The sequence below is a fragment of the Microbacterium esteraromaticum genome, assembly GCF_028747645.1.
Classification (GTDB): domain Bacteria; phylum Actinomycetota; class Actinomycetes; order Actinomycetales; family Microbacteriaceae; genus Microbacterium; species Microbacterium esteraromaticum_C.
Map to the genome: position 1 here is coordinate 530,938 of NZ_CP118100.1, position 17,951 is coordinate 548,888.

Annotated in this window: 14 protein-coding genes and 1 pseudogene; 9 read left to right on the top strand and 6 right to left on the bottom strand. The window is 66.4% G+C overall.

The window, feature by feature from the left end; translation table 11 throughout:
- Positions 1-5: 5 nt before the first annotated feature.
- Positions 6-926: a zinc ABC transporter substrate-binding protein AztC gene (gene aztC / locus PTQ19_RS02430; protein ID WP_274369015.1), complete on the top strand. Its 921-nt coding sequence runs from the start codon at positions 6-8 to the stop codon at positions 924-926.
- Between the two features lie 49 nt (positions 927-975).
- Complete coding sequence (gene aztD / locus PTQ19_RS02435) at positions 976-2,181, top strand: zinc metallochaperone AztD (RefSeq protein WP_274368318.1); 1,206 nt, start codon at positions 976-978, stop codon at positions 2,179-2,181.
- Positions 2,182-2,277: 96 nt separating this feature from the next.
- On the opposite strand, the gene PTQ19_RS02440 is transcribed toward aztD, so the two are convergent.
- From PTQ19_RS02440 to PTQ19_RS02450, 3 genes are all read right to left on the bottom strand, one after another.
- The gene (locus tag PTQ19_RS02440; protein WP_274368319.1) at positions 2,278-3,912 is read right to left on the bottom strand and encodes an SPFH domain-containing protein; all 1,635 of its coding nucleotides are present in this window, start codon (positions 3,910-3,912) and stop codon (positions 2,278-2,280) included.
- 142 nt (positions 3,913-4,054) lie between these two features.
- On the bottom strand, positions 4,055-5,401 hold the full coding sequence (locus PTQ19_RS02445; protein ID WP_274368320.1) for an HNH endonuclease signature motif containing protein: 1,347 nt from the start codon (positions 5,399-5,401) through the stop codon (positions 4,055-4,057).
- A 113-nt stretch (positions 5,402-5,514) separates the two neighbouring features.
- On the bottom strand, positions 5,515-5,949 hold the full coding sequence (locus tag PTQ19_RS02450; protein WP_274368321.1) for a MarR family winged helix-turn-helix transcriptional regulator: 435 nt from the start codon (positions 5,947-5,949) through the stop codon (positions 5,515-5,517).
- Between the two features lie 366 nt (positions 5,950-6,315).
- Between PTQ19_RS02450 and PTQ19_RS02455 the strand changes: the two are divergent.
- Positions 6,316-6,480: pseudogene (locus tag PTQ19_RS02455) on the top strand (IS256 family transposase); the annotation flags it as partial.
- A 502-nt stretch (positions 6,481-6,982) separates the two neighbouring features.
- Here PTQ19_RS02455 and PTQ19_RS02460 read toward each other — a convergent pair.
- Positions 6,983-8,875 (bottom strand): DUF4209 domain-containing protein, encoded by a 1,893-nt coding sequence (locus PTQ19_RS02460; protein WP_274368322.1) that lies wholly within the window; start codon positions 8,873-8,875, stop codon positions 6,983-6,985.
- 666 nt (positions 8,876-9,541) lie between these two features.
- Positions 9,542-10,783, bottom strand: a complete 1,242-nt coding sequence (locus PTQ19_RS02465) for a PucR family transcriptional regulator (protein ID WP_274368323.1) — start codon at positions 10,781-10,783, stop codon at positions 9,542-9,544.
- 174 nt (positions 10,784-10,957) lie between these two features.
- Here PTQ19_RS02465 and PTQ19_RS02470 point away from each other — a divergent pair, with 174 nt between their 5' ends.
- From PTQ19_RS02470 to PTQ19_RS02490, 5 genes are all read left to right on the top strand, one after another.
- A complete protein-coding gene (locus PTQ19_RS02470; protein ID WP_274368324.1) occupies positions 10,958-12,490 on the top strand; it encodes a flavin-containing monooxygenase in 1,533 nt (510 codons plus the stop codon).
- On the top strand, positions 12,483-13,427 hold the full coding sequence (locus PTQ19_RS02475; protein WP_274368325.1) for an alpha/beta fold hydrolase: 945 nt from the start codon (positions 12,483-12,485) through the stop codon (positions 13,425-13,427). The genes PTQ19_RS02470 and PTQ19_RS02475 overlap by 8 nt, the downstream gene beginning before the upstream one ends.
- Entirely contained in the window at positions 13,424-14,119 is a 696-nt protein-coding gene (locus tag PTQ19_RS02480; protein ID WP_274368326.1) for a hypothetical protein, read from the top strand. The genes PTQ19_RS02475 and PTQ19_RS02480 overlap by 4 nt, the downstream gene beginning before the upstream one ends.
- 32 nt (positions 14,120-14,151) lie before the next feature.
- A complete protein-coding gene (locus tag PTQ19_RS02485) occupies positions 14,152-15,264 on the top strand; it encodes a Zn-dependent alcohol dehydrogenase (RefSeq protein ID WP_318247840.1) in 1,113 nt (370 codons plus the stop codon).
- A gap of 93 nt (positions 15,265-15,357) precedes the next feature.
- The gene (locus PTQ19_RS02490; protein ID WP_274368328.1) at positions 15,358-15,501 is read left to right on the top strand and encodes a hypothetical protein; all 144 of its coding nucleotides are present in this window, start codon (positions 15,358-15,360) and stop codon (positions 15,499-15,501) included.
- Between the two features lie 32 nt (positions 15,502-15,533).
- On the opposite strand, the gene PTQ19_RS02495 is transcribed toward PTQ19_RS02490, so the two are convergent.
- A complete protein-coding gene (locus tag PTQ19_RS02495; RefSeq protein WP_274368329.1) occupies positions 15,534-16,304 on the bottom strand; it encodes an NUDIX domain-containing protein in 771 nt (256 codons plus the stop codon).
- Between the two features lie 130 nt (positions 16,305-16,434).
- Here PTQ19_RS02495 and PTQ19_RS02500 point away from each other — a divergent pair, with 130 nt between their 5' ends.
- Positions 16,435-17,934: an arylsulfatase gene (locus PTQ19_RS02500; protein ID WP_274368330.1), complete on the top strand. Its 1,500-nt coding sequence runs from the start codon at positions 16,435-16,437 to the stop codon at positions 17,932-17,934.
- The last annotated feature ends 17 nt before the right edge of the window (positions 17,935-17,951 follow it).

The window sequence follows — 17,951 nt, forward strand, 5'->3', positions numbered from 1 at the left end:
AGCGGATGCGACGGCCCGCGCTGGTCGCCACGGTTGCTCTGGTTGCTCTTGTCGGCGGTGGTCTGGTCGGATGCGCTCCCGCCACGGCCGGGTCTGACCGCCCGCAGGTCATCGTCACCACGAACATCCTCGGCGATGTCGTCGAGAACCTCGTCGGCGACGAAGCCCAGGTGACGACGCTGATGAGGCCGAACGCCGACCCGCACTCCTTCGAGATCTCGGTGCAGCAGGGCGCGCAGCTCGACGCCGCCGACCTGGTGATCTCCAACGGGCTCGGCCTCGAAGAAGGCCTGCAGCAACACCTCGACCGCGTCGCCGAGAGCGGCGTGACCCAGGTCGTCGCGGGGGAGCACATCTCGGTGCTCGACTACACCGACACGGATGCCGGAGGCGCGCCCGACCCGCACTTCTGGACAGACCCCGCGCGCATGCTCGACGTCGTCGACGCCATCGAGACGGCGCTGATCGGCATCGATGGTGTCGATGCGTCGCAGATCACCGCCAACGGCGAAGCCTACCGCGACGAGTTGGAGGCTCTCGACGCCGAGATGACCGAAGCGTTCACGGCGATCCCCGTCGAGCGACGCGCGCTGGTCACCAACCATCACGTCTTCGGATACCTCGCCGAGCGCTTCGACTTCCGCGTCGTCGGTGCGGTGATCCCCGGCGGCAGCACGCTCGCCGCGCCCAGCGCCGCAGACCTGCGCGAACTGGCATCCGCCATCGACGAAGCGGGCGTGCCCACGATCTTCGCCGAGTCCTCGCAACCCGACCGCCTCGTTCAGGTGCTCGCGGCTGAGGCGGGCGTCGAGGTGTCGGTCGTCGAACTGTTCACCGAATCGCTGACCGAGCCCGACGGCGAGGCCGGCACCTACCTGACCATGATGCGCGCCAACACCACGCGCATCGCCCACGGGCTGGGCTGACGCCCACCCTTGTCCCGCCCCGTCCCGGGGCACGCACCGAGAGGAACACATGAAGAAGTACACCAGAACGGGAGCGGCCGTCGCGGCGCTCGCCGGCGTCTCGCTGCTCGTCGCCGCCTGCGCGAGCCCCGCGGATGCCGGTGACGCGGCGGCACCGGCATCCGACTCCGCCGGACACGAGCACTCCGACGGTCGGGTGGCGGTGGCGTTCGAGGGCGGCGTCGCCGTGCTCGACGCCGAGACGCTCGAGGTGATCGAGGAGTTCGAGACCGAGGAGTTCATCCGGCTGAACCCGTTCGGCGACGGCCGCACCGTCGCCGTCACCACATCGGAGGGGTTCCAGCTGCTCGACACGGCGACCCCCCAGCTGACCGACTTCGTCTTCCCGGCGACCGCGCCTGGGCACGTGGTGCCGCACGAGGGGCGCACGGCGCTGTACGACGACGGCACCGGCACGACGACGATCCTCGACACCGATGCGTTCGCGGACGGCTACGACGTGCAGCCCGAAACCTCGACGTACGTCGCCGATGACGCGCACCACGGCGTCTCGATCGTGCTCGAAGACGGCCTGCTGCTGACCACGGTCGGCGATGAGACGTCACGCAGCGGAGCGGTTGCGCTGCACCCGCACGATGACCACTGGCACGACGAGGCGACGAGCGACCAGTGCCCGGGCATCCACGGTGAGGGTACGGCACAGGACGAAGCCGTCGTGTTCGGGTGCGAGAACGGCGCGCTGTTGTTCGTCGACGAGGAGTTCGTGAAGCTCGACTCTCCTGATGAGTTCGGACGCGTGGGAAACATGTTCGTCTCGGAGACCAGCCCGATCGCCGTCGGAGACTACAAGAATGATCCGGATGCCGAGGGCTACCTGCTCGATGCGGTGACGCTGATCGACACCGCCGCGCGCACGCTTGACGTTGTCGAGCTGCCCGACGAGGTGCGGTACACGTTCCGCGATATCGCGCGCGGTCCGGGTGACCTTGCCTACATCCTTTCTGCCGATGGGCAGATCCACGTGCTCGACCCGGAGTCGGGTGAGCTGACCGCCGCGTACCCCGTGGTCGCGCCGTGGGAGAGCCCCGCGCAGTGGCAGGAGGCCCACCCGGCGATCAAGGTGCACGGTGACATCGCGTACGTCACCGAGCCGGCCGCTGATGCGGTGCACGCAGTCGACCTCACCTCTGGTGACGTGATCGCTACGGTCACGTTGGGGCACACCCCCAACGAGATCGCGCTCGCCATCGGCTGAGGGGCTTCGCGCGGCTGAGCGGCTTCACTCGGCTGACGAAGCAGGAACCGGCGGAGGGGGCTGTGCCCCTCCGCCGGTTCTGTGTGTGTGGACGCGTCAGTCGGCGTCGGTGTGCTCTGCGTTCTCCGCCGTGGCGTTGGCCGTGGCGGATGCTGCGGTGCGCTGCTTTGCCGGCTGCTTCGCGGGCTGCCCGGTCGGGTCGGCCGTGGCGGGCTGCGCCATGCCCGAGCCGATGCCGCGGCCGACGGCCTGGCCCTGGATGATGGCGGCCAGGTCGAGACCGGTGGCGGCGTTGACGCTGTCGAAGACGGCGCGCATCGCCTTGGCGTTGTCGCCGCCGATGACGTCGGATGCCCCGTCGTCGCCGCTGCCGCCGATGATCGACACGTTGCCGATCGCGGAGTAGCCCTTGGCGAACTCCGACATGATGGCGGGCAGGACGTCGAGGACGCGCTGCGACAGGAAGGCCTCCTGGTTGGAGGCGATCGCGTTCGCCTCGGCCTCGACGGCGGCCGCGCGGGCCTCACCCTCGGCACGGATGGCGTCGGCTTCGGCGCTGGAGCGCAGGCGGCGGGCCTCGGCTTCGGCTTCCGCCTGTGCGCGCAGCGCGTTGGCGTCACCGGCGGCCTTCGCTTCGGCGGCGGCGGCTTCACCGGCCGCGCGGGCGCGGTCGGCTTCTGCCTGCTGCTCGGCGATGCGGGTGCGGGCCTCGGCCTGCTTGATCTGTTCGATCGCGGCGGCCTCGGCAGACTTCTCACGGGTGAACAGGTCGGCCTGCGCGCGGGTCTCGGCCTCGTAGCGCTGCGCGTCGGCGACGCGCTTGACGTCGGCGTCGAGCTGAGCCTGTCGGTTCTCGGCCTGCTGCTGCAGGACGGCCTGCTCGGCCTGGGCACGGGCGAGGTGTTCGGCCTGCTCGGCTTCGGCGCGGGCGCGGCCGATGCCGGCGTTGGCGTTTGCCGTGTTGGTGTCGAGCGCGGTCTGCTCGATCAGGTTCGCCTCTTCGTTGGCGATGTGCTTCTGGTTGATCGCGCGGTCGGCGTTGGTCTGCGAGATCTCGGCGGCCTGACGCTTGGCCTGGATCTCGGGGGCGCCGAGTGACTGGATGTAGCCGACGGCGTCGGTGATGCCCTTGATCTGGAACGAGTCGAGGATGAGTCCCTGCTCGGCGAGCTCGTGCGAGACGTCGGAGGCGATCTGGTCGGAGAACTTCTTGCGCTCGCGCATGAGCTCAACGACCGACAGGGTGGCGACGATGCCGCGCAGGGCACCTTCGAGCTGTTCGGTGGTGAACTGCTCGATCGCCTTGTCCTGCGATGCGAAGCGCTCGGCGGCGCGGCGCACGTACAGCGGGTCGGAGCCGATCTTGACGATGGCGACGCCGTCGACGTTGAGCGTGACGCTGTCGAGCGACTGCGCCTCGGCGTTGAGCGACACCTGGCGTGAGCGCAGCGAGATGATCTCGTGGCGCTGCGTGATCGGGTTGACCAGCGACTTGCCGTTGACGATCACGGTGACCGGCGATTCGGCGAGTTCGGAACTGGTCGAGCCGTCCGGGTTGATGAGGGCGCGCTGCACCTTCTGTTTGCGCCCCGAGATGACGAGCGCCTCGTCGGCCCGCGCCACCTTGATCCAGCTGCGTGCGAACAGCAGCATGATCAGTAGGACGACGATGGCGGCGACGACGGCGATGCCGATGATCAATAGGATGCCGACGATTCCGGCGATCTCCATGGTTTCTCCCTAATGGTTGCGTTCCCCTCGAAGGCAACCCCCACACACCTTGCCAGAGCCGGGCGCAGTACTCGACCCCCAATAGTTGTCACGCGTAACTGGTGCGCACTCCGTCGCACTGCCGCGCGTTCCCTGGCGCGAGCTACGCCGCGAGGCTGTAGCGCGCCAGACCGCCCCGCCGGGGTGTTCGCGACGGGTCCACGCTGGGCGGTGGGATGAGCCACACTGCGGCCGATGCGCCGGTACCGTCGATGCGGATGTCCCACCCGTTGTCGTGGATGCGGTGATGACAGGTCTCGCAGAGCAGGACGCCGTTGTCGAGATCGGTCGGTCCGGCATCTCGTTGCCACCATCTGATGTGGTGGGCGCGTGTCATTTCGGGCGGCAGGCCGCACATCGCGCATCCGCCGTCGCGTTCTGCCAGTGCCAGACGCTGTGCGGAGGTGAAGAAGCGACGTTTGCGTCCCCAGTCGAGCGGTTCGCTGTCGGATCCGAGCACGCAGGGGATGACACCGCCGGATGCCGCCATGCGGCGCACGGCGCCGATGCTGACGGCGGTGTCTGAGCCGTCGATGGTGCCGTAGCCGGTGCCGTCGGTCAGGTCGCTGAGGTCGACGCGCACGATCACCGTTGCGCCGGCCAGGGCCGGGGCGTCGTTGTCACACCCGATGACGTGCGCGCAGAGCGTGGTGAGTGCATCGGCCTGCAACTGCTGGACGGTGCGGTGATCGGCGTCGGGGGCGTCTGGATCGATGGCATCTTTGCGGGCGGCGAACTGCGCGGAGACGTATCCGTTGATCGCGGCGCGCAGGGGAGCCGCCGCCTCGATATCGAAGACACCGTTGAGATGGAATGCGCCGTCGCGTTCGAACATGGTCACCGAACGCTGCGCGCGGATCTCGTCCTCGCGCGGGGCTACACCGTCGGGATCGAGCCAGGCCTCGGCGCGGGACAGCAGCTTGCGCACGTCGTCCACCGAAAGGCCGGAGGCCTTTTCGACCAACTGTTCCTCGGCTGCGGCGAGGTGCTCGGGCGTGACCTTGAAGCGGACCTTGTCGAGCAGCGCGATGATCAAGCCCGATGTGCTGGCGCCCAGGGCGCCTGCCCACAGTGCGGACTGCACTGCAGGGTACTTGGCGGGGAGTCGGTCGCCCACCAGGTCTGTGCGCGGCGCGGTCGCTTCTCCGACGCGGACCTGTCGAGAGGCCTCGGCCGTCGAGATGCCCGTCGTGGTGGCGATCATCTGCGTCGCGTTGCGGAATCCCTGCTGCTTCGCCAGCGAGTCGGGCCCCAGGCTCGTCCGAGATTCGGACGCGATGCCCGCCGCGATCTCGGTCTGCAGCGCATCGGTGAGACGGCGCACAGCGCCGAGCGCGTCGTTCGCATCGATCAGCTGCGCGCGGGTGAGGTCGGTCGCGTCGTGCGCACCTGACCAGGCTGCGTGCAGGCGTTCGATCGCCTCACTCAGCGGGGTCAGGTGGTTGGTCATGAGACCAGGCTACGGAGATTCAGATGTGTAGTCAAACATTTGTTCGAGTTTTCTTGGAAGTATGCCGAGATTCCGGCATCCGATGTTCGAGCCGCGCGTGCGCGGATTCGTTGCTATCTTCGACTATCGCGGAGTTTCGACGTGAGCTCCAGCAGGCTGCGCAGTTCGTCGTCGTCGAGTGCTGCCATCATCTCGGCGATCGAACGCCCGTGTGCGGTGGCGACCTGCCGGAACGCGCGCGCGCCGGCATCCGTCGCGGTGAGCACTGAGCCGCGGCCGTCGTCGGGGTCGGCGCTCTTCGTGACCAGGCCGCGGTCGACCATCCGGTCGACGAGGCGTGACACGCTGGGCTGGCTGATCAGCATGTTCGTGGTGACGTCGCGCAGGCGCACGGTCATCTGCGGCGCGCGTACGACGGTGAGCAGCACGTCGTACTCGGCCTGGGTGATCGGTGCGTCGTTGAAGTCGGAGCTCATGGCGGTGAAGAGCTCGTGTTGCGCGCGGAACAGGCTTTCCCACGCGTGGAGCGCCAGTTCGCGGTCTGTCATGTCGACAAGCGTAGTGCGGCGCGAAGCGCGGCCGGCGGATGCATGAGGGCCGGCCGGAGAGGCGTCCGGCCGGCCCTTGTCCCTTGCACCAAGAGTGTCCTGCAATCACATGCGGTGGATGCCACAGCAAACATTCACCGTGCGATCACTCTATAACGGCGAGGTAACGAGTGCAACGGTTTGGTCACGGAAATCTGAGGTGTGTCTGTGCCGCATCAACTGTCCGTTGACAGTGATTCGGTACTCCGCGCCAATGATCTTGTCCCCGCGTCGTTGATTCGATGTTCCCTGCCAGTAATTCTGTGACACGCGGGCGCGGCCTTCGCGGTTGCGGACGGCCCCGGTCTCACTCTGGCGGCGTCAGGCGCGATCATCCGCCTCGTCGGCACCGTGCTCGCCGAACAGACCGACGAATGGGCCGAAGGCCGCCGCTACCTCGGCCTCGACATTCTCGCCAAGTCCCGCCTCACCCTCGTCCCCGACAACGGAACCGAGGAGGTGACCGACACCATCTTCGAACTCGGTGCCTAACCGAAACCAACAGCAGGAGGATCACCGACCGCTACACCACTTCCCGGGGCTTGACTGCGCGACTTCCCAACCTGGCCGGGCAAGCAGCACTACTCCGGTCTCCTCTACATGCGCGCCAACAGGCAAGCGCACTGTATGCGTTCGACGCATCCGGTGTCACTGTGTACCCGAAATGGCAGTTCACAGATCAAACAGATGACCGGCTCTTGCCGCACCTTGCGCGCCGCGTGACGCTACTGCTCGAAGGCTGGCACCCTGCTAGTGCTGACGGATTTATGACAGCACCCAAGGACAGCTTGATCTACCGCGGTGAGTGGCAGACGTCCACTCAATGGCTACTCCGTGGAGCCAGCCCTCGTCGCATAGAGATGATCCTCGAAGGCGAGCGGTAGCGATGACGAGCGCGTTTGAGGCGCTGAATGGCGTTGTCGGCACTCTCGGCTTCCGCCTACGCGCTAACCGGTACCGGCCGCTGTCGGGCTTAGAGGAGCGCGCCGCGGGATCAAGACGCGGCGTTGGGCTCGGCCGGTGAGCGCTCGGCAGGCTCATGGTTGTCGGCCGTTTGCGCGTCGTGCATGTGATTCCAGAACGTGACGAACACGAGTCTCAGCATGAACCACCAGCAGTACAGTGCCTCGACCGAGCCGACAGCTGAATCATTGCTGAGTCCGTGGGCGTACTGATTGCGCAGGTTCGGTCCTATCGGGCCGCAAAAGAGCGCGCGAATTTCGTATGCAAGGTTCGGGCCGAAGATCTCAGTTGTAGAGTCGCGCGTCATGAGCGCGGATAGGCCGATCTCGTTCTCGATCCCGCGCTCATCGATCGTGGTGGTTGACTGACCGGCGTTTCGAAGGTGGAGGCGCACGAGGTGCTCCAGTTGCGGCGCGAGCAGTTGTGCCGCAGTGATGAAGTCTCCGTCGTACCCGTAGTACAGGGCCTGGGCAAAGAGTCGCTCTCGGTCGGAAGGAACGATCGAGCTCTGTTGAGTCAGCTGCAGGAAGTCACCGACCGAAAGTCGATGGTCGTTGCTGAGGGCCACCCACGCGGGCGCCAGAGCTCCTTGGACCGTCAAGGAAATGCGAAACTCGTAAATCTGGATCATCTGCCGCCACACGGACGGATCCTCCCCATAGATGGGCTCTCCGCCGCGTCCGCTGGAACGGTGGATCACTCGCCCGTCATGGGAGAAGTGTGTGTTGGAGAACAGGCTCTGCAAGGGATGTTCTTGGATGAGTTCCTCGGCTTGCTTGTGGTCGGCCTCATAGGACGCGAATGACGCAAGGTCAATAAACTCCCGCAGCGCTGCGAGAGGTTCCTTGCCGCTGACCTTCGACCTGCTCGCTGCGCGAAGATCCGCCAGATCCACGGGGTCGGACTCGAAGACTCCCATCATTCCGAGGGTGGCGGCGCCAGAGGATCGGATGCGCCGTGCGAGATCCGCTGTCAGATTGCCCACCCCGAGCGCTTCTCGTCGACGGCGCGGGATCAGGCGGAGCGTCTTCAGCGCCTGCTCGTAGAGGTGTCCGGAGCGTGCATGGGATCCTGCCTCCGCGTGGGCATCGAGAGTCTCTGCTTCTGCGATGTAGCTCCGAACGATCGCGAGCCGTTCAATGTTGGCCTGATCAAGATCCTTGGCGATGTCGAACCATTGAGCGGCTCGACGTCGGTAGGCGCGACAGGCGTCAAGGTTCGACTTGCTGAACTCGGCTGCAAGCTCGCGAAGGCGCTCGGCGATATCGGTTGCATCCGATCGGGCAAGGTTGTGCTTCACCAAGAGGTCAGCGACGGCACCCGGATGCTCAGACACGTTGGCGGAGAAGACGAATCCCGTCAGCGCTGAGACGAGACGATCGAGGTGCTCGTCGAAGACGGCGCCATGTCGGCGCGCGACCAGCAAAGCGCGATCCCAAGCATCAGTCTCACGCGGCCGTGTAGTCGCCTTCCCTGGCTGATCGCAAAGCGCATCTAGCTCGATCTCGTACCACTTCATCCGCTCCCGTCCTGACGAGCAGACAGCGAGGACATCGGCGACTCGCACACGAAGCATCGTGTCGGGCAACACTGGCGTGATGTTCCCGAGAATCGATAGCTCTTCCTCGGTGAGGTCGTTCGGAATCGTTGACCGCCCCTCCTGAAGAGCCACCATCGGTTCGTAGGGCTGCGCCCAGTCATCGGGTCGCGCGATGAAGGAGGCGACTCGACTCAAGAGTGAGGCGACCTCGGTAGCATCCGGTGACTCTGCATCATCGGCGAGTTGACGGAGCCGACTCCAGAGCGAGGGCAGACGCTCCTCGTCTTCGCGCGCTTCGATGCGGAAAACGCCAGTACCTACTAGGAGGTCGAGCGCCGCAATCCAGCGCGCTTCCTCGGGAGAACTGGGCTGATGTTCGGTCACAGCGCGAATCTATCGGGTGGGGTGGACATTGTGGAGGTGGCGAAGGCGTTGAGCGCTGACTCAGGGCGCGCTCGTGATGTGGCCGGGCATGCGCTCGCAAAGACGAAGTTTGCCGTGGGGTAACCTCAACGACCAAGCTGGCGCTCAGGTTGCTTCAATGCCGGTCGCCGCCACGACATCGTTCGAGGAACTCACCGCGGAGCAAGGCGATGAGGTGCTCAGACGAACTACAGCACCAACTGCAGCGGGCTCCGCTGGATCAGCGGGTTCGGCGGACTGGGTACCTCGGGATCCGCGGACTTGGGTCACAAGATCAGATGGCGATAACCATGGATTCACCGTCATCGGGCACGATGTCCTTGACTGTGCAGCCGTGCCATTTGCGGGGTACGAGCCAGACGTTCCGAACAGATGGCCGCAAGGGCACGTAGCGGTCGTACCGGAGTCAGCCGGATCAGACCCCGGCGATCGACTCCGCCTTAGCGATGTAGCCGTGATGATGACCGACGATGATGCCGAAGAGTGCATGATGATTCGCCTTGGTGGCTATGCGCGCTATCTGCACAGCACGACCGCGCGGGCGCTATCGAACATGGTCGCAGCACGGGGGCCGGGGTAGCAATCAACAGCAACGGACCGCGCTACATAGGGGCACCGCCCGATACCTCAACCCGACGCCGCATCGACGAGTTCCGGGGCGAGATCCAAGACCAGCAGCGCGGCGGCGACGTGGGTCGGATTGTCTTCGACCTTGATGATCGACAGTTTGTTGGCCCGTGATACCCGACGCTCCACGGTGTTCCTGTGCAGGTACAGCTGCGCTGCGGCGCGCGTGGTGTTGAAGCCGCACTGCACGTAGGTGAGCATCGCTTCTCGCAGGGTCGCGTCCGCCGTCGCCAGCGGGCCGAGGGCCTTGGTCACGAACCGCTGGGCGCCGGCGCGATCCTTCGTGAGGCTGTCGATGAGCTCGACATCGCTGTACACCGTGAATCGGTGATTCGACTCGAGTCGGGTGAGCATCACGTGGGTGGCGAGAGCGTCCTGATGGCTGGAACGGAACGCGTCGAGGCCCACGCCCGGCTTACCGAGAGCAGCGCGGACGACTCCCGCCCCCGACACCGCCTTCTCGATCTGGTGCCGGTCGGGTGCGTCGGGGCCAGACAGCCAGACCCAGCGCGAGGCCACGCTGGCACGTGCCACGAGCATGGCACCCGCCCGCGCGACGGCGCGTAGCGCGGCCACCGCCCTGTCGAGGGCGCCGTCGTGATCCGGGGCATCCGTCCACAGGATGACGGCGACGTGTCTGCGCCCTAGTCGGTAGCCCAGTCGCTCCTCAGCGACACTCTGCGTCATCGGCGCGCCGCCGACGATCAGCTGCAGCATGGCGAGCGTCTGGGCGTCTGCATTGCCCATCGACGCCGTAAGGTTGACCTCGCGCAGCACCGCCACCGAGTCGAGCGCGTACTGCATCAGCGAGTGCGCCGACACGTCCAGCACCTCGACGAGCAGAGCAGGATCGGAACAGCGCGCCACGCAGACCTCCAGCCACCGTCGCCATGCGATCGACATCGCTGCCCGCCACCCCGCGACGTAGTCGGGGGTGATGCCCCGTGAGACGAGATCCGCGATGTACGCCTCCGACCTTGGCCCGACATAGGGGGCGACGCGACGCCCCGGATGCTGGATGTTCGACGTGAGCCAGTGCACGGTGTCGGCGCGAAGGAGTTCACGGTCTTCGGCCAGGAGCGACGCATCCGCGAGCAGGGCCGCATTGCCGTGCGCTTGGGCCATCGCGGTCGACTCGGCGAAGGCATCCGCGAAGCCGTCCGCGTCGGCCAGGAGATGCTCGCAGATCGAACGAAGCATCGCAGCTGCCGCGGGGCTGGGCAGGGTCCACAACTCTTCCATCCCAGCAGTCTGCCCTCGCACCCCGGCGTTTGTCGCCGGTCCTCGTACCCATTCGGCCAAGGCGTGTGCATGTTGCACCTGCATCGCCAGAAGCAGGTGCGTCCTGACGTGGCGACCGGAACAGGTCGCCGATCAGACTTTGGAAAGCAGTCGTCGAGGTACAAGGAGTCAAGGATGACCGACAGGAGTTCTGACGTGGTCGAGGAGTTCGACATCGTCGTCATCGGGGCGGGGATATCGGGAATCGGCGCGGCGACATACTTCAGCCGAGAGCTCCCCGGAAAGTCGCTGGTCGTGCTCGAGGGCCGGGAGAACATCGGCGGAACGTGGGATCTGTTCCGCTACCCGGGCATCCGCTCGGACTCGGATCTGCACACCTTCGGCTACGAGTTCAAGCCGTGGCGTCACGAGAACGCGATCGCCGACGCACCGTTGATCCTGGACTACCTTCACGAGACGGTCGACGAGAACGCGCTCTCACCTTTGATCCGAACGGGGCACCGCGTGCGGAGCGCGGAGTGGTCCTCGGCGGACGCGAGGTGGACACTCACTGTCGCGACGACGGATGCCACCACCGGCGCGACTGTGACGAAGACGATCCGGGCGGGGTGGGTGTTCGCCGCGACCGGCTACTACCGCTACGACGAGGGGTACGCCCCGACCTTCGACGGGAGCGACGACTTCGAGGGAACCATCGTGCATCCGCAGCACTGGCCGGAAGACCTCGACTACAGCGGCAAGAAGGTCATCGTGATCGGCAGCGGCGCCACCGCCGTGACGGTGGTGCCGGCAATGACGAAGGGGCCAGGCGCCGCCGCGCACGTCACGATGCTGCAGCGCACCCCCACCTACGTCATGCCGCTGCCGCGTGTCGACCGCCTCGCGCTCGCCCTCACGAAGGTGCTCGGCGAGAAGCGCGGGTATGCGGCGACGAGGTTCAAGAACATCTGGCAAGAGCACTTCATGATCGAGGCTCTCCGTCGGTTCCCGCGCGCCGGACGCGCCCTGATACGCCGCAAGAACATCAAGAGCCTCGGCAACGACTTCGACGTCGACACGCACTTCAACCCGCCCTACGACCCCTGGGACCAGCGGTTGTGCGCAGCGCCCGACGGCGATTTCTTCCAGACGCTCAAAGCGGGTGACGCCTCGATCGTCACGGGCGGCATCGCCCGGTTCAGCGAGCGCGGGGTGGTGTTGAACTCGGGCGAAGAGCTCGAGGCCGACATCATCGTGACCGCGACCGGCCTCAACCTTCAGCTCTTCGACGGCATGCCGATCGTCGTCGATGGCCGTCAGATCGACGTCGTCGACACGGTCGCGTATCGCGGAACGCTGCTCAGTGGCATCCCGAACTTCTCGATGGCGATCGGCTACACCACCTCCTCCTGGACTCTCAAAGTGGGCCTGCTCTGCCGCTACGTCATCGATCTCGTGAAGCACATGGACGCGCGCGGGTTCGACACGGTCGTGCCCGTGGCGGCCCCGGGCATGGAGACCAAACCGCTCATGGATCTCCAGTCGGGGTACGCCAAGCGCGGCGAGAGGATGCTGCCACGGCAGGGCAGGGCGAAGCCGTGGCGCACGATGATGTCGTACCCGCAGGATGCCAAGGCGCTGCGCGGTCCGGTCGTCGACGAACACCTCAGGTTCGGGACCAGGACCGGGCCCAGCCCGATCACCGAAGAGCGAGTCGCTCATGTGTGAGCTCTCTGCGGCGAGCGTCGACCGGTTCGCCACGGCGCCCTCCGGAACGCGGATCTGCTTCCGCGATGCGGGTGACAAAGACGATCCGGCGATCATGCTCATCGCCGGGCTCGGCGAAGACCTCACGTCGTGGACCGAATCGGTCGTGACCGCGCTGGTCGAGCAGGGGTTGCGCGTGATCTCCATCGACAACCGTGACGTCGGGCAGTCCACCTTCGCGACAACGCCGCCGCCCGGAGTGTGGCGTCAACTGCTCGCGCGTTCGCGATCCGACGGCTACACGCTGGCCGACATGGCTCAGGACGCAGTGGGCGTACTCGATCATCTCGGCATCGAGCGCGCGCACCTGGTCGGCAGGTCGATGGGCGGCATGATCGCGCAGACGATCGCGGCGACGCTGCCAGATCGTGTGGAGTCGTTGACGTCGATCTACTCGACGACGGGGGCGCCCAGGGTCGGTCAGCCCGCGCGATCGAGCCTTCGGATGCTGATGGGGCCCGATCCGCGAAACAGGACGGATGCGGTGCGCGCTCACCTGCGGCTCACGAGACATATCGCCGGGAAGGACTTTCCGATCGACGACGCGGTTGAGGCCGCCATCGCCGCCCGCATCTGGGATCGGGCTGCGGGCGACCTGGGGGCCGGAGGGGCGCGGCAGATCCAAGCCATCCAGCTCTCGGGCGACCGCACTGCGCAGCTTCGAGGCATCACCGCACCCACGCTCGTCATCAACGGAGACCTTGATCTGCTGGTCGCCGAGACCGGCGGCGCGGCTACCGTCAGGGCGATCCGCGGGGCGCGGCACATCGTGATCCCCGGGATGGGGCACCACATGCCCGAGTCCCTGGTCGAGACGATCACCGGGTACATCGGGAAACACGTTGACCGTGTCCGCCAGGCGGTTCCCTCGGCACATCGGAAAGGAACAGGCCAATGATCGAGACGCTGTTCATCATCGCAGCCCTGTGGTTGGCCTTCGTCGGCCTCGTCTTCGGGGTGAAGTTCATCCGCAGATATCGCAACTACCTTCTGGGCATCGAGTGGATCATCGTCGGAACCTCGGCGATGAACTTTCTGCTCTGGTCGGTGCTCGGCGGCGATCCGAAGAACCCCATGTACACCCTCGCGTACTTTCTCGACGCGTTCTCTCGGTCGTTCGGATTCACACTCGTCCTGATCCTCGGGCTGATGATGGTGACGCAGCGCTACAAGCCGGCACTCTGGCACGAGATCGGCGCCTTCGCCCTCTCGATCGCGGGCGGTGCCTACCTGGTGACGCTCCATCAGGACGGCATGTACGAGGGTGCTCCGGCGACGTTCTTGGTCGTCACGAACCTGATCGCGTCGGTCTTCGTGTTCTTCTTCGCGACGCGGGTCTGGCGTGCGGGCGCGAAGGGGTGGGCCGTGGCGACCACGGTGATCACGCTGGTGGCGATGGTGATCGCGGCCAGTTACGACTTCTTCCCGTGGCCGTTCGATGACGCCTACCGCACGTACTTCTACACCGCTGCGCTGGCGACCTGGGGTACGCAGGGGTTCGTCTACTACTTCGGCTACAAGGCGGTGCACGCGCACAATGCGCGGGTCGATGCCGCTTCGGCCCTGCAGAACGCGAAGGTCGCGTCATGAATCCCGAACCGCATTCGAAGGAGAAGAAGCCCATGAAGGCCGTCGTGTTCCGTGACCCGGACAACCGTGTATCCCTCACCGACGTCGAGCTCGCAACGCCGAAGGCCGGTGAGGTGCGGGTCAAGATCGCGGCCGCCGGGGTCTGCCATTCCGATCTGCACGTGCGCCGGGGAGAATGGCCGGCGCCCGCGCCGATGGTGATGGGTCATGAGGGATCCGGCGTCGTCGTCGAGGTCGGTGACGGAGTCACGTCGCTCGCGGTCGGCGATCACGTCGTGCTGTGCTGGGTGCCGCCCTGCGGCGAGTGCCGCTACTGCCTGCAAGGGCGCGAAGCGCGCTGCCAGAAGGTCGCAACGGTCGTCGCTCCCCAGGGCGTGCTGTTCGACGGCACGTCGCGGCTCAGCATCCGCCACAGCGATGGTGACGATGAGCCCCTGCACCACTACCTCGGCGTCTCTTCGTTCGCAGAAGAGGTGATCGTTCCGGCATCCGGGGCCATCAAAGTGCGCGACGACGCACCGCTCGACGTCATCGCCGTGGTCGGCTGCGCGGTCGCGACCGGTGTGGGCGCGGTCACCAACACGGCGGCGGTCGAACCCGGATCGACCGTCGCGGTCATCGGATGCGGGGGAGTGGGCCTCAACGTGGTGCAGGGCGCCAAGCTCGCGGGCGCTGAGCGCATCGTCGCGATCGACGTCGTACCCGAGAAGACCGAGATGGCGATGCAGTTCGGCGCGACGGACCGCATCGATGCCTCGCAGGGTGACGCGGTGCAGCAGCTCCTCGCACTCATCCCCGACGGCGTGGACTACGCCTTCGACGCGATCGGTCGCACGGTCACGACCGAGCAGGCGATCCACATGCTCGGTCTGGGCGGCGCCGCGGTGATCGTCGGGCTGCCGCCCGCAGGCGCCCGCGCATCGTTCGAACCGCTCGTGCTCGCCGAGGCAGACCAGCGCATCATCGGGTCGAACTACGGCTCGGTGCGCCCGTCGGTCGACATTCCCGCGCTCGTCGACCGGTACATGGATGGCCAGCTCCAGCTCGACCCGCTGATCTCGGGCCGCCGCCCTCTCTCGGAAGCAGCCGAGGCGCTGGACGATCTCGCAGCGGGCGGCGTCTTGCGCACGCTCCTCATTCCCTGAGCCGGGGTTGCGGTCGCTCTCGCCTCATGAACTGAGCGATCACCCGCCCGTCGGACGCCGCTTGGTTTGCCGTCGTTGGCGACGAGGCATACCGTGGCCCGCATGGAGTGGATGTGGGCGGCCGGTGCGGGCCTGCTGGTGTTCGGAGCGGCAGTCTGGTCGACAGGGGCGCTGATGGCACGGTCGCGGCGTCGTCGCAACGGGCACGGCGCGGCCGAAGCCACCCGCGGCGACTGACAGCACACACGGTCAGTCCATGCGCTGACCGATCACCCGCCCGCGGCAGCGTTCTCGTCAACCGCGGCGTCGCGGAACGCCGCCCGGCGTAGCGTAACGGCGTGCGCGTCGTCCGCGCTGTACTCGGCGGAACGGATCAGTGCGCCCAGCGGTAGATGCCCCGCGAGCAGCCGAGTGGCGACGTCGTGCGTGACACCGAGCTCGACCGCGACCTCGTCGGCGGTCGCGCCCTCCGCCCGCCGCCGGGCGAACTCCGCCTCGGCGAAATCGACAGCATCGTTCAGCGCACGAGCCCGGTCCGCCGCCGCCTGTACGGCGCTCCGAAGGTCACCCGCACCGCCGCCGTGCTGCACGACGACGGCATCCGCTCTGTCGACCGCGACGAATCGGATGCCGTCCGTCGGGCGGCCGTGGTCGATCCAATCGACCAGCGCGGCGCGGCCGGTGGGCGGCATGGGCAGGTCGTCAAACGCCGCATCGAGCGGGAGCCAGCGCAGCTCGCCCTCGGTGCAGGTGATCGGTGCCTCGCGGTCGTCGCGTAGCCGCCCGGCGAAGTAGTAGTTGATGCGCACCTCGTCGCCCATCTCGCGCATCGCGACGCACCGCAGACCGAGATCCACGAGGTCGTCTTCGGCGAGACCGACCTCTTCGCGAAGCTCTCGAAGAGCGCCCTGCACAGGGTCGGCGGTCTCGCCGTCGTCGAGGTGCCCGCCGATCCCGACGTACGAGTCGGGGATGACGCGCGAGCCCCGACGCAACAGCAGCAGCACCTCATCGTCGCGGTGTATCCACACCGACGTCATCTGTCGAACCCTCATCGCCGCCTCCGATCACCTTTCGCGCCGATACCAGTCTGGTCAACAGGCCGTCGCCCTGCTTTACTTGCGCTCGAAGGACCCTATGACACCGCACGCACCGACGCGAGGAGTGACCATGGCCGACAAACCCAACGTTCTCATCATCTGGGGTGATGACATCGGGATCTCGAACCTCAGCACCTATTCGGATGGCTTGATGGGCTATCGCACGCCCAACATCGACCGCATCGCCGACGAGGGTGTGAAGTTCACCGACTACTACGGCGAGCAGAGTTGCACGGCGGGCCGCGCCGCGTTCCTCACCGGCCAGAATCCGTACCGCACGGGGCTCACCAAGGTCGGGATGCCCGGGGCGAAGCTCGGTCTTCAGCCCGAGGACCCGACGCTCGCCGACGCCTTCAAGCATCACGGCTACGCCACCGGACAGTTCGGCAAGAACCACCTCGGCGACCGCGACGAGCACCTGCCCACCGCACACGGCTTCGACGAGTTCTTCGGCAACCTGTACCACCTCAACGCCGAAGAGGAGCCCGAGCACCCGGACTATCCGACCGACGAGGAGTTCCCGGGGTTCACCGAGCGGTTCCGCCCGCGCGGCGTGCTGCGCTCCTGGGCGAACGCCGACGGCACCCAGCGCATCGAAGACACCGGACCCCTGACCAAGAAACGCATGGAGACGGTCGATGAGGAGTTCCGCGACGCCGCCGCCGACTTCATCCGTCGGCAGGCCGACGACGACACCCCGTTCTTCGTGTGGTTCAACTCGACGCACATGCACTTCCGCACGCACACCAAACCCGAGAGCAAGGGACGCGCCGGGCGATGGCAGTCGAACTACCACGACACGATGCTCGATCATGACGACCTCGTGGGCAGCCTGCTCGACCTTCTCGATGAACTCGGGCTCGCCGAGAACACCATTGTGATGTACTCCACCGACAACGGCCCGCACATGAACAGTTGGCCGGACGCCGGTATGACGCCGTTCCGCAATGAGAAGAACTCCAACTGGGAGGGTGCATACCGGGTGCCCGCCATGGTGCGCTGGCCCGGACACATCCCGGCCGGCACGACGTTGAACGGGATCGTGAGCCACAACGACTGGTTCGTCACCCTGCTCGCGGCCATCGGCGACGACGACATCGCCGACCGGCTCAAGGCCGGAACCGAACTGCACGGAACCGACTTCAGAGTGCACCTCGACGGGCTCAATCAGCTCGACTACATCACCGGCGCCGCCGACCACAGCCCGCGTCGGCACTTCTTCTACGTCTCGGATGACGGCGATCTCACGGCGCTGCGCTTTGAGAACTGGAAGCTGGTGTTCCTCGAGCAGCGCGCCGTCGGCACGTTGAGCATCTGGCAGGAACCGTACATCGAACTGCGCTTTCCGAAGCTGTTCAACCTGCGCACCGACCCGTACGAACGGGCCGACATCACCTCGAACACCTACTGGGACTGGGTGCTCGATCACGTCTTCCTGTTCGTGCCCGCACAGGCCTATGTGGCGCACATGCTGCGGACGCTCGTCGAGTTCCCGCCGCGGCAGAAGTCGGCGTCGTTCACGATCAATCAGGTGATGGCCAAGCTCGACTCCACCGTCGGCAGCTCCTGACGATCACCTCGGCCGGC

Excerpts from the sequence above, each read along its gene's own strand:
- aztC (WP_274369015.1), top strand. The coding sequence starts at position 6 with ATGCGACGGCCCGCGCTGGTCGCCACGGTTGCTCTGGTTGCTCTTGTC.
- aztD (WP_274368318.1), top strand. The coding sequence starts at position 976 with ATGAAGAAGTACACCAGAACGGGAGCGGCCGTCGCGGCGCTCGCCGGC.
- PTQ19_RS02440 (WP_274368319.1), bottom strand. The coding sequence starts at position 3,912 with ATGGAGATCGCCGGAATCGTCGGCATCCTATTGATCATCGGCATCGCC.
- PTQ19_RS02445 (WP_274368320.1), bottom strand. The coding sequence starts at position 5,401 with ATGACCAACCACCTGACCCCGCTGAGTGAGGCGATCGAACGCCTGCAC.
- PTQ19_RS02450 (WP_274368321.1), bottom strand. The coding sequence starts at position 5,949 with ATGACAGACCGCGAACTGGCGCTCCACGCGTGGGAAAGCCTGTTCCGC.
- PTQ19_RS02465 (WP_274368323.1), bottom strand. The coding sequence starts at position 10,783 with ATGGAAGAGTTGTGGACCCTGCCCAGCCCCGCGGCAGCTGCGATGCTT.
- PTQ19_RS02470 (WP_274368324.1), top strand. The coding sequence starts at position 10,958 with ATGACCGACAGGAGTTCTGACGTGGTCGAGGAGTTCGACATCGTCGTC.
- PTQ19_RS02475 (WP_274368325.1), top strand. The coding sequence starts at position 12,483 with ATGTGTGAGCTCTCTGCGGCGAGCGTCGACCGGTTCGCCACGGCGCCC.
- PTQ19_RS02480 (WP_274368326.1), top strand. The coding sequence starts at position 13,424 with ATGATCGAGACGCTGTTCATCATCGCAGCCCTGTGGTTGGCCTTCGTC.
- PTQ19_RS02485 (WP_318247840.1), top strand. The coding sequence starts at position 14,152 with ATGAAGGCCGTCGTGTTCCGTGACCCGGACAACCGTGTATCCCTCACC.
- PTQ19_RS02495 (WP_274368329.1), bottom strand. The coding sequence starts at position 16,304 with ATGACGTCGGTGTGGATACACCGCGACGATGAGGTGCTGCTGCTGTTG.
- PTQ19_RS02500 (WP_274368330.1), top strand. The coding sequence starts at position 16,435 with ATGGCCGACAAACCCAACGTTCTCATCATCTGGGGTGATGACATCGGG.